We start from the raw sequence: 12,547 nt of genomic DNA on the forward strand, positions 1-12,547 counted from the left end.
CGCCTGACATGGCGTGTGGCTGACATGGAGGAGGACGAGCACGCTGATGGTGAATGCGCGTGCGGCAGACCGGCCTTCGCTACCTCTACACCATTGCCGACGACCGAACCGGTGCGGTGCTGTATCCCATCGGGAGTGACTGCATCGCGCACTTCGCCATCGATTCGATGACCGATGAGGTGCGTCGGCTTCGTGACCTGTGGGAGCTGGTCCGCGTCGTCGAGTCGGGTACCGCATTGATCTTGAAGGGCGGGGGCGGAACCTTACGAAGGCAAAGCTGGCCGCCCTGTACGACGAGGGCGCATTCAAGCCGTCGCAGTGGAATGGCGGTGACCCGGCCCGCGATATGGACTTCCTGCTGAAGATGTTCGGCAAGCGGAATGCCCCGTCCACCGCCCAACGGCGCAAGGTCGATGCCCTGCTGTCTGAGATCGCTGGGTTCCTGCGCGGGTGGGCGCACGCGAAGGCTGAAGTCGACGTGGTTCCTGATTTCCCGCCGCTCACCGTCGCCGACATCGAGCGGATCACGGTGTGGGCGAACAGCGGCATCGCTGGCGTACCGCCGATGCCGACAGCGGCGTAGACCACGGCCTGAACACCCCCACACAGCGTGTGCGGGGGTGTTTTCTGCTGTCCGACAGACGATTTCGCGCCCTAACCAAAGGCGTTAAGGCCTCCTGGTCGAGGCTGAGACTGCTCGCGGGGCGCAAGGTCAAGGCCTTCCAGAGGCGATGTTCGGCTCTTCGGCGGGCGTCATAGCCTTCTGCTTGCGTCCCTGTGCGATCTGTGACGCAAGTCGCGGATCTTGTTGCGGCGCAGTCTGCTTCTTATCGCCTCCTCGTTGCGTCCTAGACGTCGTGTGGTGCGCGGACGATTGGCCTATCGCACAAGCCTGAGCTGGGCGCGCACGTCGCTGCGGGTCTTGGGCACCCCGCCAGGGGTCGGCCGCGTAGCGGTCGATAAGGGCCTCGGACGCAGTCCGAGGCGGGGCGCGCAGCGGCCCGGTCTCCCGGCTCTGCCGGGCACACGAAGTCGAAAAGAGCGAAGCGAAAGAAGACGAAGTGTGTCAGACCCCCTTATGCCCTTTTCCTCCTCACCATGGCCTGGGGCACTTCGGAGCGTTAGCGGAGAATGCCCCGTGGGGTGACCTGGGACGATGCCGTGAAACGGCGGTGTACTCGTGTGGCGAAGCGGGCGAACAGGGAGTGTACTCACTGTTCGTCTGCGAGCCATTGTCCCAGGTCGCAGCGTCGAGGTGAGTACACTCCCTCGGCCCAGCGCTGTGTCACCGTGTACTCGGGGTGTTCTCCCCCCGGGTGCACGGCCTGTCAGGGGCTCCGGGCGACTCTCGGAAGCTCGGTAGATGGCTCAGTGCTGGGATGAGGGCTGTGCGACAACACAGCGATGAAGCGCCCTGGGTCTGCCGGAGACTCCAACTAACCCGGTGCGATTCAGAATTCACCCGCCCGTGCGGCAGCCCCTTGTCATTCGTTCGTAGGGCAGCTAGCTTGAGGATCGGGTTGGGGTGCAGGTATCAGTCCCGAATTAAGGATGTTCCGACATGACGCCACGGAAAGTGTTCACTGCCGCCGCCACCGCCGTTGCAGCGGTCAGCGCAACCATGATCGCAGCCGCGCCCGCGCAGGCAGAACCAACACAGCCAATCCGGATTTCTAGCACCCCGATCTCCGTACTCCAATGGCCCGCAATCGGCCTCCAGTTCAGTGGCCTTGTAGTACCGATGCCACTGCTGGGTAATGTCACCGCGGCAACAACAGACAAGCGCGGTGTGACCGAGTTGGCGGCACCTGCTCCACCGACGACCTGCTCGGCCAGTGGTGGCGGGGCTCTCGTTGGAATCAACTGGGTCAACACCACCAATGGCCGAAGCGGCAGCACAACAGTCAAGCCTTGCCCGAACTTCCTGGACCCCACTCCACACACCCGAAAGGTGAACACCGGATCTGGGCAGATCGCTGTCACCATTCATTTCACGGGTTCACGGCCGTACCCGAATGCCGGGCAGCCGTCGATCCCGGGAGTCGGTACCTTCCTCGCGCCGTGAACCAGGTCGGGCCGATCCCCGGGCACCCTGAAGCACGTACTCAGGAGGACCAGTTGACCCAACCAGAATCACGGCGCCTGACATTAGCGGAAGCGGCAGCGCACCTTGCCTCGCAGCCTTTCAGCGTGCTGTTGGCCACCCGCCTCACCTCGTTTGGCCCCGACCAGACAATCCTGGAAGTGGATGTACGCGAGGACCTGCTGCAGCAGAACGGCTTCCTTCACGGAGGTGTTCTTGCCTATGCCGCAGACAACGCCCTGACCTATGCCGGTGGGGCAGCGCTGGGACCGGCGGTGCTCACCGGCGGGATGAGCATTGAATATCTGCGCCCCGCACTCGGCATTACTTTGCGGGCCACCGCACGGATACGTCATGTCGGCAAATGCAGAACCATCTGCGGCTGCGACCTGGAGATGATCGACGACACCGGCAAGATGCGACTGTGCGCCGTCGCCCAAGGAACCGTTCACTCCGTATAACGGTCAGCGGTCGAGCCGAAGGCAAGCGCGCTCGTTCGAGACCAGGCTGCCCTCCCCAACCACGACCACGATTCCGGGTTAAGGACCCCTAAACCCGCGGGACAAGTTCGAGGCGTTGCGCACCGGACTGTTCTACGACGAGGACGCGCCTCCCCCACCTATCAGTGCAGCAGTCCCGATCGGGAGAGCGGATGATTCTGTGCTCGAAGGGGTTTGCAGCCGTTCGTTGTCAGTTCAGGAATATTCGACGGTCATCACATTGATGGTGACTTTCGTGTCCCCGTCGGTGAAAACGAGGAAGATGTTCGGCGGCATCTGATTGAATTGCATGCGTGTTGCGTATCCGTGGTTGCTGAAGTCCCAAGCGATGGTCTGCTGGCCGGCTCTCATCGCTTTGTCCGGGTCAATGACGAGGTCATCGTCGGTCAACGGTTCCACGACGTGCAGCTGTGCCCGCAGCTGTCCTGTAGGTGCGCCGTCGAGGGTGATCTGTGCTTCGATGCGGGCCTGGTCTTGGCCGTCGTCGCCGGCTACGGTGATCGTCTCAAGCTCGTCGACCACGATCTGCGTTCCCGCTAGGTCGAAGCGCTCGTCACGCTGACAGGTGATCGGTATGACGCTCATGTCGCAGTTCGGTCACCGTGTCCGAGAACGCTCAGTACGGTCGGTGTGAGCAGGAGGACGGTGCGCAGGAAGCGTCCTTTCATCATCGTGGTCCGCGGAGCGCCGCTGGTCATCATGGTCCTTTCGGTGTCATGCCCTCACGAAGGACGTCTGATCGCGTGGCGCAGACACAGCCGAGGAACATGCCTGCCGGGATCACCGCGATAGCGACCACGACAGCGACGGCTGGGTGAACCTGAGGAAGGAAGTCGTCGAACATGTTGGTCCCGGTCAGAGAGCCGAAGATCAGGTTGAATAGCAGGACCGGGGTGAACATGACCCCGGCATACCCGATGACGAAGAAACAGCCCGCAAGAATGCTCCAGATGCGCGCACGGAACGCTCCCGGACCCCTGTACCGGACGGGATTCAGAGAATCGGTGACGAACCATGGCCACTCGGTCACGAGAATGTCGTTGTCGTAGTCCGAGTCGTAGGTCGTGTGGCGGACGACGACTTCCGCCCCGATGAGCTTGCGGCCCGCGCCGGGACCAGGCAGTGGGCACATGACCGTCCGCAGCAGTGTCAAAGGCTGGTCGTCGTCGCTCGTGTCAATGTGGATGACGAGATCGTCATCCAGCTGCCCTCCTTCGGGAGGCTCGTTCTGCACCGCAGAGAGGACGATGCCGACCGCTTCTCGCCCCTCGGCGAACTCTTTCTTGCTCGGTCTCGGGCGCGGAGACGGCGGCGGAACGTACTCGTTAAATGCTTTCCCGATACGTCGGAGCAGGGATGGCGCCTTGTGCCCGGAAGGCTCCCCAGCACGCGTGTCTCGCAACTCCATGTCAGTGCCCTCCCGGACAGCGATCGATCGTGCCGGGCTTGGACTGCGTGTTCTTTCGCTCGCGGGGATTGCCATGCTGAGCTGGTAGCGGGGTGTCGCGGCGGGTGGCGCAGAAACAGTAGAGGAATAGGCCCGCCGGAATCACGACGATGCTGATACCGAGGGCGGTCGCCGGTGTAGCTCGGGAAGGATGTCGTCAAGCATGTTGCTTCCGGCGAGAGACCCGACGATCAGGTTGCACAGCAGAATTGGGGTGAGCATGATCGCGGCCAACATGACGACCAAGCTCAATCCAGCGAGGCCACCCCAGAGGCGAGCGCGTAACGAGCCAGGGCCTTCATGGCGGGCAGGTTCGAGCGCTCGCCGGACCTTTCGTGGCCACCGGACCACCAGAATGTCGTTGCCGTAGTCGGGGTCGAACGTGGTTTAGCTCCAGCACCTCGGGCCAGGGCGGCCGTCGGTGAGCAGGATGCGGGCGTCGGCGGGGACCTCGAGGCCGATGATGGCCAGCGCGTCCCGGGCTGCGCCTGCGGCCTGGCCGGGCGTATACAGATAGTCGTCGTCGGACTCGGTGAGCGCGTTCGCGCTGTTGTACTGGTGTGCGGCTTCCTCGCGGGTCAGGCCGCGGGCGCCGAGAGCGAGCTGGCCGGAGCTGATCAGGCGTTCGATCCAGGGGTCGCAGATAGTGGGTGCGGTCATGTGTCCTCCCTTGAAAGTGGGTGTTCAAGGTGGATCTCGTCGGCGGCTGCGCCGCCTGGTTGCCTAGCCCATAGCGGAGACGGACAGACCGAGTATGTCGTCGAAATCGGCTGGGGCGCCGATGATCTGGACTGAATAGATGGCGTCCATATGGGCATAGTCAGGCCCCTCGCCCGTGTATGGGAAAAGCTCGTCCATCGCCCAATCGGTGAGGTCCTCGCCGACGGCGGGAGCGGGCACATCGACGTGGAGAAGATGTGTGTACGTCGGGCCGTGGGCGTAGTCATTGTCGACGCGGATGGTCAGGGCGACGGTGGCGGGTGCCGTGGGCATGGGTCCTCCTCGGTGATGGTGTTCGAGGAGGACTCTGTCGGCGGCTGCGCCGACCGTGCCTACATCAGCTGTCATGAGGTTGTCTAGACGCAAGTGATCCAGGTCGCGTCGGAATCCGGCCGCTTAGGGCTAGCGGGGCCGACACACAGTTGACAGACTCCGCATCCCCTTGTTTAAAGCCCACCGCTCCGGGGCATAGCCCGATGGCCAGAGTGGCGCGTTCTGGGAAGCTGGTCATAGGCGCGGGCACTCCTCACCGGGCCGATCGATCGCGTACACGGCGACGGCGACTGCTAATTGCATAGCCTTGTGCCGCTGTACCTGCCCTAGGTGAACCGATGGTGCGAACTCGCTTGTGATCTCGACGACGGCACGGTGAGCAAGGTCGCGGCGCCGCGCAACGTTTGTTCCGCAGTCGCATCGGGAAGGTGTCGACCTCGGTGCAATGGGGTCAGTTCAGAAGTCCCAGTCCTCGTCGGCCGTGGGTTCCTGAGAGCCGATGACGTACGAGCTGCCGGAGCCAGAGAAGAAGTCGTGGTTCTCGGCTGCCCCGGGGTCGAGTGCAGCCAGGATATGTGAAGGTACCTCGCATTCGTCGCGTTGGAACAGCGGATCGAGCCCAAGGTTCGCCAGCGCCTTGTTGCCGTTGAAGCGCATGAATGGCAGGACCGGTGCGGTCATGCCGAGCGGGTCGTAGAGGTGGTGGGCGTAGTCAACCTCGTTATCGTAGAGGTCGGTGAGCATTGCGTAAGCGAACTCGCGCAACTCGGCCTGGCGTGTGGCATCGCTTTTCTGCATGCCTTGCTGGAACTTGTACCCGATGTAGTAGCCATGGACGGCCTCATCCCTGATGATGAGCCTGATGATGTCGGCCGTGTTGGTCAGCGTTGATCTCGATGCCCAGTGCAGAGGCAGGTAGAAGCCGCTATAGAACATGAACGATTCGAGCATTACCGAGCTGATTCTCTTCTTCAGCGGGTCGTCGCCGCGATAGTAGCGCTGGATAATGCGCGCCTTCTTCTGTAGGAACTCGTTCGTCCGGGACCAGGAGAAGGCATCGTTGATCTCCTGGGTGCTGCACAGGGTGGAGAAGATCGAGCTGTAGCTCTTTGCGTGCACCGACTCCATGAAGGCCATGTTCGTGTAAACGGCCTCCTCGTGCGGTGTAGTCGAGTCGGCGAGCATCTCGATGCAGCCGACTGTGCCCTGCATCGTGTCGAGCAGCGTTAGCCCGGTGAACACTCGCACCGTCAGTTGCTGTTGCTGGGGTGATAGCAGACGCCATGTCGGTAGGTCATTGGATAGCGGAACTTTCTCCGGCAGCCAGAAGTTGGCCGTCAATCTGTTCCAGACGTCGAGGTCACGTTGATCTGGTATGTCGTTCCAGTTGATCGCCTCGATCGGGGTGCTGCCCGCTGTCGATTCAGTCATCGCTGCGCCCTTTCTCCTGGTGGACGGTTGCTGGTCGACTTACGTGCGCGAACGCCTGATCTGGACGAGCTTCGATCGGCGGTGGTGGGCCGGCTCGACGCGCCGCTTCGACGAATCGGTCGAGCTCTGCACTGTCGGCGCCACGTAGGAGTACACCGAGAAGGCTGAGCAGACTGTCTGTCACCTTGTCGGGATCGACGGCGGTCCGAAGCTGGCGACCTGCGGTCTGGCGCTGCCCATGTCGAACAGCCTCGAACAGGCTGATCGCCTCCAGCCACGCCCCTGAATCTTTGGCCTGGTCCACGGCACGTCTGGTCATCGGGTACTCCGTTCGCATTGGACTTCGGGTCGCCTGACACTATAAGTTCGACATGCCAAAAAATAAACTATGGCATGCCGATAATCGTCGAAAGGTCTACTGTGCCTAAGCAAGTGAGCGTGATCGTAGGAAGCCTGCGCCGCGGATCGATCGCCCGGACGATCGCCCGCAACGTCATACCGATGTTCCCTACCGCGTACCAGGCGCAGATCGTGGAGATCGGGCAGCTGCCGCTGTATAACTTCGACTACGACGATCCGGGAGTCAGCGACAAGCCGACTCCCGACGAGTACACGCTGTTTCGAGACCAGATCAAGGCCTCCGATGGTGTGCTGTTCGTGACACCCGAAAACAACCGGACGATCCCCGCCTGCCTGAAAAATGCGATCGACATCGGCTCCAAACCGAACTCCGACGTCGCATGGAAGGGTCTACCCGTCGGGATCATCAGCCACTCGGTTGGACGTATGGGTGGCTACTCGTCTCAGAAAAACCTGCGTCTGGCGCTGTCGTATTTCGACATGCCCACCGTCGGTCAACCCGAAGTGTTCCTCTCCCAGTCACCGGAGCTGCTCGCTGCCGACGGCACGATCGCTCAAGAGTCGACCGTGGGGTTCCTGCAGGACTACGTCGACAGACTGACACGACTGATCGACCTCACCACTGACGGCCACTGACAACCCCTACCGCACACAGGCCAAGAATCGAACAACGATGGACGCGGCCAATTCATCAGAGAGGCGAGCACTATGACGGATTCCAGCCAGCACGTCGCGGCACTTCGCGACGTATCTATCGACGCGGTTCGGGAGTTCACGCTCGAATGGGCAGATGTCACCACTCCTGACCGGATTGAAGTGATTAGCGCAGCTGACGACGCACGGCTGATCGACGAGGCTCTTGCGGCCGGAGAACTGCTCCGCGCCGGCGAGGGGCGCTACTATTCCCGATCTCACCCCAAAGACACCGCACGCTCAGAGGAGCGGACAGTGGTCGCCACCGGTCGCGCCTCCGACAAGGGGGTGTACAACAACTGGCATTCCGCCGATGAGATCGTTGACATTCAACGCACACGAATGCGTGGGGCGTCGGTCGGCAAGACCATGTACGTCGTGCCCTACATCATGGCGGTCCCCGGAACGCCTTTGGCATCGTTCGGGGCAGGCGTGCAACTCACTGACGATAGGACCGTGGTCCTCCAGATGATCCGCATGGCTCGAGTCGGCCTGCACTTGTTCGACGATCTCGACGACCCCTCATTCTTCGTTCGAAGTGTCCATGTCACCGGTGACCTCGACGCCGTCGGGCAGAGTACGCCAAACGATGCGCGCCTCTTCGCGACCATCGCTGATCGGCGAACCATTCTTCACTTCGGATCGGCCTACGGCGGCAACGCCTTGCTGGGCAAGATCGCGCACGCACTGCGCCAATCGGCGTACGACGGTTGGCAATCAGGGAAGTTCCTCGCCGAACAGTTCATGCTCCTGGGCATCGTAGACACCCACACCGGGCAGAAGCACCACATCTGCGGAGGCTTCCCCAGCGCGTCAGGCAAGACAAACCTGGCCATGACACTTGCGCCAGACGCACTAGGCGACCGTTACCGAGTCGAGTTTTACGGGGACGACATCGCCTGGCTCTGGGTCGGCGACGACGGGCATCTGTACGGAATGAATCCGGAGAACGGCGTCTTCGGGGTAGCCAAGGACACCAATGAAGCAAGCAACCCAGCGGCGGTCGAGTCGATCCGACCGGGCAGCGGCACAATATTCACTAACGTCGCACGCAATGACTTCACCGGAGATGTCTGGTGGGAAGGCAAGACCCCTAACCCGCCCGCAGACATCGCTGGATGGCGGGATTGGACCGGGCAACTCATCGAAGACCGCGACGCGCAGGAGCAGAACGCACTGTGGTCGCATCCAAATGCCCGATTCACTACCTCGCTCACCCAAGTGCCGACGCTCGCATCTGCTGATGACACCGCCGGAGTTCGGATTGACGCAATCATCTTCGGCGGACGTACCCGCGATCGAGAACCCCTCATTCGGGCCCTCGTCGATCCAGCTGACGGCGTCTACGACGGTTTGACTCTGGGTGCCGAGGCCACTTTCGCCGCCGAAGGCGTCGAAGGCAAGCTCCGCTACGACCCAATGTCCATGCGGCCATTTCTCTCATACCCGGAAGGTGAGTATGCCAACCACTGGCTCACACTCCTAGGACAGCTCGACAAGCCTCCGATCTTCGCGCACGTCAACTGGTTTCAACGGGATCCCCAAGACGGCCATTACCTGTGGCCGGGATACCGAGAGAATCTCCGCGCCCTACTCTGGCTCATCGACTACAAGAACGGTCACGCCAACGGGCGAGCAACTCCGGTCGGCGTCATACCGGCGGCAGACGACTTGGATCTGCGCGGACTCGACATCCCAGCTGTCGACATGGACCGACTACTCGACGTCGACCGCGAACGGTGGTCTGAGGAAGTCATCCACCGCGAGAAACACCTCTCACAGTTTTCGGCGTTACCCGAGACGATAGTCACAGCGCACCAACGTCTCGCCGATCGCCTTACCGGAGCCGGGGCGCGACACGGGGAGCGAGCCACGTGATCTTCACCCTCCGGCTTTGCCCCGGGACGAGGTGCCGTCCCTTGTCAGGTCGACAGGTTTAGGACGAGGGCGTCTCCGTCGGGGGGGATGTGCTTAGTGTCGTCGGCCGTTTCCAGGTGCCAGGCCCACTGCGCTAACTAAGGCGGGCAGACATGTGGGGAACCAGACCTCTCCGCAACATGGCTCAGAAGGGCTGTGTTGACGCAGGGGCTCTTCTGGTCGAGTTGGAGATGCAGGTGTTGACACAAAGTTGACACAATCCGTGTCACTCCTGATCAAACCCCCAGAAACATCATGTGAACATTACTTTTAGGAAAACTAGCGACCTGCTTAAACGCTCTTTGCACTCGCCTTGAAAGCGAGCGTGGGTAAAACCACCGGGGGTTCAAATCCCTCCGCTTCCGCAGCAGGTCAGGGGTAGTTTCCGAGTAACTACCCCTGTTCGGGGCTTAATCGCCAGAGTGACCACATGGCACAGACATGACACATCCAGGAACCATGCGATGTCATGGCGATGCGTAACGGTGTGGAGATGAGTCGAGCTTTCCAGCGGTTCGGCCCGGTATGAGGCGCGCTATCGTGTCGCCAGGCCGGACGGCAAGCGCAAGCAGGCGCGCCGCCGGTCTCACGTCGTTATTCCGCTCGGCGGAGGTGGCCGGCCGCGCACAGTCGTACCCAGCACTGGGCGCGCACCATCCACCGCGCCTACCGCGACCTCGACGGCGTCGTCTCCCGGGGCCGGTTCGCAGGCAGCGTCTGCGTCGCTCTGGCCGAACGTGCCACCGATGCCTTCCAGGCGCGTCCGGAACTGTCACTGCCGCTGGGGCACCCAGCGCTCGCTGGGGCCATCGACACAGCAGCTCATCAGCTCGGCGACTCAGTCGCCTGAAAGCTACGACCGCACCACCGAAGAACCCGTACCATGCCCTCGTGGCAGGTGTGGGTTCTTGTTTTTGTCGCTAGCGTCGAGTGTTCGCGCCAGGAGTTACTTAGTGTCGTTCGGATGATTGGTATGCACCTGCTCCAAGAACACCGTGTGGTCCTGCACATAGAACCAAATGCGAGCGTCACCCTTGGACGTCGGCTTGTGCTGCCAGCGGTCGTGGGTCTGCGCGTTCCGCGTGACCCGTGCGAGATCGCCGCGGAGCGGGTAGTTCGTCGGAGTTTCTCTAGTCGGCGTGCGGGTGAGGAAATCCCAGGCGTCGGCGAGTGGGCTGCGAATCGTCGCCGCGAGGTCCCTCCACCCTTTCTTGGCGCCAGCTGACGCGAATTTGATCGCGTACTCGGACTTCTTCGGTGGCCGAGGGACAGTCTCGTCTTGCTTCCCCACGACTACGGACGCTCGACCGTGGCGGCATCGTCGTCATCGAGCCACTCGACATCAGCCTGGCCGAGGCCGGCGGCCAGTGCGGTCGCCGTCTCGCGCCACGAGGTCAGCTCTGCGAGTACGCGATGTGGCTGGTCGGTGAAGAACGAGGCACGCGCGGCGTCGACGAGGTCCTGTGCGCAGGTCTCCCGATCCTCCGCCGACAGCGCGAGCATCCACGGGAACGCGTTCGCCATCCGGTCGGCGAGGGGGCCGTTGTCGTTTACTGCCACGCCAATCAGCTGTGCCGCGAACTCCAGCATGCGGTTGCGGCTCTCAAGGTGACGCCGAGACATCAGCACGAGGTCTTCGCCGTCGCGACGAGTCACGGTCACCGGGTGGTCCTCGGCCTCAGTGAAGACCTCTGCGGAGTGCTTGCTCAAGTCCGAGGAGCGACGCGTGGTGGTGCGGAACGCTGCTGTGGTCATGCGTCAATTGTATTCGGAACGTGTTCGGAAGTCCATTGTGATGTCGGGCGCCCGGGCCCTGGACGGCGGCGCTATCGAGTTCCCGACGCGGCGGAACCGGTAGCTTCCCCGCCCTGCGCCGCCCGTTGACGATGACGCTCTCCACGACCGGCACCTTCGAAGGTCTGCCGTCCTTAGAGGACAGGCGCACGGCGATCTAACCCTCCCGAGCGCGGAACGTTGAGTCGCCCGACAGGTGAAGCCGCTGTGATGGACCGGAGAACTGCCCGGCGTCGGTCGACGGCCCGTGGCAAGATCGGAGGCATGGCTCATCAACCCGCGCAGAACCGTTACGAATCGATGCCATACCGCCGGGTCGGCCGGAGTGGCCTTCAACTGCCGGCCGTATCGCTCGGGTTGTGGCACAACTTCGGCGACGACAAGCCGTTCGAGACGCAGCGGGCGATCCTTCGCCGCGCATTCGACCTCGGTGTGACCCACTTCGACCTCGCCAACAACTACGGGCCGCCGTACGGTTCGGCGGAGACGAACTTCGGTCGCCACCTGGCCCAGGACTTCCGGCCGTTCCGCGATGAGCTGGTCATCTCCTCCAAGGCAGGCTACGACATGTGGCCCGGACCGTACGGGAACTGGGGATCGCGCAAATATTTGTTGGCCAGCCTTGATCAGTCCCTGCAGCGAATGGGACTCGACTACGTCGACATCTTCTACAGCCACCGCCCGGACCCCGACACACCGCTTGAGGAGACCATGGGGGCGCTGGACACCGCGGTCCGGTCCGGTCGCGCACTCTATGCGGGAATCTCGTCGTACTCGCCGACGAAGACGGCCGAAGCGGTGCGCATCCTCAAAGAACTCGGCACACCGTTGTTGATCCATCAGCCGTCATACTCCATGCTGAACCGCTGGATCGAGGAAGACGATCCGAACCTCCTTGAGGTACTCAACCGTGAGGGCGTCGGTTCCATCGCGTTCTCGCCGCTGGCGCAGGGCATGCTCACAGACAAATACCTCGACGGTGTTCCGGAGAATTCCCGTGCGGCAGAAGGCAAGTCACTGTCGAAGAGCTTCCTGTCCGACGAGAACGTGCGCCGGATACGTGGGCTGAACGATCTCGCCGAATCTCGCGGCCAGACCCTTGCCCAGATGGCGATCGCGTGGATCCTCCGCAGCCGACAGGATGGCGCGCCGATCACCTCAGCGTTGATCGGCGCATCGAGCGTCGGGCAGTTGGAGGACAGCGTGGCGGCCGTCAACAATCTCGAGTTCAGTGCCGATGAACTGCTGTCGATCGATGAGTACGCGGTGGACTCCGGGATCAATCTATGGGCGGGCGCGCTCAAGAACTGACGCGCGCGGCGAATCTCG

The 12,547-nt window shown here is 62.3% G+C and carries 14 protein-coding genes and 1 tRNA gene; 7 read left to right on the plus strand and 8 right to left on the minus strand.

The window, feature by feature from the left end; translation table 11 throughout:
• Nucleotides 1-199 precede the first annotated feature (199 nt).
• The 3 genes from MP11Mi_RS07395 (at nucleotide 200) to MP11Mi_RS07405 (ending at nucleotide 2,544) form a co-directional block, all read left to right on the plus strand.
• Nucleotides 200-583, plus strand: coding sequence for a hypothetical protein (locus tag MP11Mi_RS07395; protein ID WP_420041642.1), 384 nt, complete (start codon nucleotides 200-202; stop codon nucleotides 581-583).
• A 978-nt stretch (nucleotides 584-1,561) separates the two neighbouring features.
• Nucleotides 1,562-2,065, plus strand: a complete 504-nt coding sequence (locus MP11Mi_RS07400) for a hypothetical protein (RefSeq protein WP_420041643.1) — start codon at nucleotides 1,562-1,564, stop codon at nucleotides 2,063-2,065.
• A 53-nt stretch (nucleotides 2,066-2,118) separates the two neighbouring features.
• Nucleotides 2,119-2,544 (plus strand): PaaI family thioesterase, encoded by a 426-nt coding sequence (locus MP11Mi_RS07405; protein ID WP_420712871.1) that lies wholly within the window; start codon nucleotides 2,119-2,121, stop codon nucleotides 2,542-2,544.
• 234 nt (nucleotides 2,545-2,778) lie between these two features.
• On the opposite strand, the gene MP11Mi_RS07410 is transcribed toward MP11Mi_RS07405, so the two are convergent.
• The 6 genes from MP11Mi_RS07410 to MP11Mi_RS07435 all read right to left on the minus strand — a co-directional run bounded on the left by MP11Mi_RS07410 (nucleotide 2,779) and on the right by MP11Mi_RS07435 (nucleotide 6,773).
• Nucleotides 2,779-3,168, minus strand: coding sequence for a hypothetical protein (locus tag MP11Mi_RS07410; RefSeq protein ID WP_420041644.1), 390 nt, complete (start codon nucleotides 3,166-3,168; stop codon nucleotides 2,779-2,781).
• A 112-nt stretch (nucleotides 3,169-3,280) separates the two neighbouring features.
• Nucleotides 3,281-3,991, minus strand: coding sequence for a hypothetical protein (locus tag MP11Mi_RS07415; protein ID WP_420041645.1), 711 nt, complete (start codon nucleotides 3,989-3,991; stop codon nucleotides 3,281-3,283).
• Nucleotides 3,992-4,417: 426 nt separating this feature from the next.
• Nucleotides 4,418-4,690, minus strand: coding sequence for a hypothetical protein (locus tag MP11Mi_RS07420; protein ID WP_420041646.1), 273 nt, complete (start codon nucleotides 4,688-4,690; stop codon nucleotides 4,418-4,420).
• 63 nt (nucleotides 4,691-4,753) lie between these two features.
• The gene (locus MP11Mi_RS07425) at nucleotides 4,754-5,023 is read right to left on the minus strand and encodes a hypothetical protein (RefSeq protein WP_420041647.1); all 270 of its coding nucleotides are present in this window, start codon (nucleotides 5,021-5,023) and stop codon (nucleotides 4,754-4,756) included.
• A 456-nt stretch (nucleotides 5,024-5,479) separates the two neighbouring features.
• Nucleotides 5,480-6,454 carry a class 1b ribonucleoside-diphosphate reductase subunit beta gene (gene nrdF, locus MP11Mi_RS07430; protein ID WP_420041648.1) on the minus strand — a complete coding sequence of 325 codons (975 nt, stop codon included), beginning with the start codon at nucleotides 6,452-6,454 and terminating at the stop codon, nucleotides 5,480-5,482.
• The gene (locus tag MP11Mi_RS07435; RefSeq protein ID WP_420041649.1) at nucleotides 6,447-6,773 is read right to left on the minus strand and encodes a hypothetical protein; all 327 of its coding nucleotides are present in this window, start codon (nucleotides 6,771-6,773) and stop codon (nucleotides 6,447-6,449) included. Before MP11Mi_RS07435 ends, nrdF begins: the two co-directional genes overlap by 8 nt.
• 74 nt (nucleotides 6,774-6,847) lie before the next feature.
• Between MP11Mi_RS07435 and MP11Mi_RS07440 the strand changes: the two genes are divergently transcribed.
• The 3 genes from MP11Mi_RS07440 to MP11Mi_RS07450 all read left to right on the plus strand — a co-directional run bounded on the left by MP11Mi_RS07440 (nucleotide 6,848) and on the right by MP11Mi_RS07450 (nucleotide 9,789).
• Nucleotides 6,848-7,450 carry an NADPH-dependent FMN reductase gene (locus tag MP11Mi_RS07440; RefSeq protein ID WP_420041650.1) on the plus strand — a complete coding sequence of 201 codons (603 nt, stop codon included), beginning with the start codon at nucleotides 6,848-6,850 and terminating at the stop codon, nucleotides 7,448-7,450.
• A 72-nt stretch (nucleotides 7,451-7,522) separates the two neighbouring features.
• On the plus strand, nucleotides 7,523-9,385 hold the full coding sequence (locus MP11Mi_RS07445) for a phosphoenolpyruvate carboxykinase (GTP) (RefSeq protein ID WP_420041651.1): 1,863 nt from the start codon (nucleotides 7,523-7,525) through the stop codon (nucleotides 9,383-9,385).
• 312 nt (nucleotides 9,386-9,697) lie between these two features.
• A tRNA-OTHER gene (locus MP11Mi_RS07450) sits at nucleotides 9,698-9,789 on the plus strand.
• A 581-nt stretch (nucleotides 9,790-10,370) separates the two neighbouring features.
• Here MP11Mi_RS07450 and MP11Mi_RS07455 read toward each other — a convergent pair.
• Together MP11Mi_RS07455 and MP11Mi_RS07460 are read right to left on the minus strand one after the other, a co-directional pair.
• Nucleotides 10,371-10,715, minus strand: coding sequence for a hypothetical protein (locus MP11Mi_RS07455; protein WP_420041652.1), 345 nt, complete (start codon nucleotides 10,713-10,715; stop codon nucleotides 10,371-10,373).
• A 2-nt stretch (nucleotides 10,716-10,717) separates the two neighbouring features.
• On the minus strand, nucleotides 10,718-11,179 hold the full coding sequence (locus MP11Mi_RS07460) for a prevent-host-death protein (RefSeq protein ID WP_420041653.1): 462 nt from the start codon (nucleotides 11,177-11,179) through the stop codon (nucleotides 10,718-10,720).
• Between the two features lie 303 nt (nucleotides 11,180-11,482).
• Here MP11Mi_RS07460 and mgrA point away from each other — a divergent pair, with 303 nt between their 5' ends.
• Entirely contained in the window at nucleotides 11,483-12,529 is a 1,047-nt protein-coding gene (gene mgrA, locus MP11Mi_RS07465) for an L-glyceraldehyde 3-phosphate reductase (protein WP_420041654.1), read from the plus strand.
• The last annotated feature ends 18 nt before the right edge of the window (nucleotides 12,530-12,547 follow it).

Origin of the sequence: Gordonia abscondita (assembly GCF_032711245.1) — a bacterium.
Classification (GTDB): domain Bacteria; phylum Actinomycetota; class Actinomycetes; order Mycobacteriales; family Mycobacteriaceae; genus Gordonia.

Coding starts and splice junctions, on each gene's coding strand:
- MP11Mi_RS07400 (WP_420041643.1), top strand. CDS start 1,562: ATGACGCCACGGAAAGTGTTCACTGCCGCCGCCACCGCCGTTGCAGCG.
- MP11Mi_RS07410 (WP_420041644.1), bottom strand. CDS start 3,168: ATGAGCGTCATACCGATCACCTGTCAGCGTGACGAGCGCTTCGACCTA.
- MP11Mi_RS07415 (WP_420041645.1), bottom strand. CDS start 3,991: ATGGAGTTGCGAGACACGCGTGCTGGGGAGCCTTCCGGGCACAAGGCG.
- MP11Mi_RS07420 (WP_420041646.1), bottom strand. CDS start 4,690: ATGACCGCACCCACTATCTGCGACCCCTGGATCGAACGCCTGATCAGC.
- MP11Mi_RS07425 (WP_420041647.1), bottom strand. CDS start 5,023: ATGCCCACGGCACCCGCCACCGTCGCCCTGACCATCCGCGTCGACAAT.
- nrdF (WP_420041648.1), bottom strand. CDS start 6,454: ATGACTGAATCGACAGCGGGCAGCACCCCGATCGAGGCGATCAACTGG.
- MP11Mi_RS07435 (WP_420041649.1), bottom strand. CDS start 6,773: ATGACCAGACGTGCCGTGGACCAGGCCAAAGATTCAGGGGCGTGGCTG.
- MP11Mi_RS07440 (WP_420041650.1), top strand. CDS start 6,848: ATGCCGATAATCGTCGAAAGGTCTACTGTGCCTAAGCAAGTGAGCGTG.
- MP11Mi_RS07445 (WP_420041651.1), top strand. CDS start 7,523: ATGACGGATTCCAGCCAGCACGTCGCGGCACTTCGCGACGTATCTATC.
- MP11Mi_RS07460 (WP_420041653.1), bottom strand. CDS start 11,179: ATGACCACAGCAGCGTTCCGCACCACCACGCGTCGCTCCTCGGACTTG.
- mgrA (WP_420041654.1), top strand. CDS start 11,483: ATGGCTCATCAACCCGCGCAGAACCGTTACGAATCGATGCCATACCGC.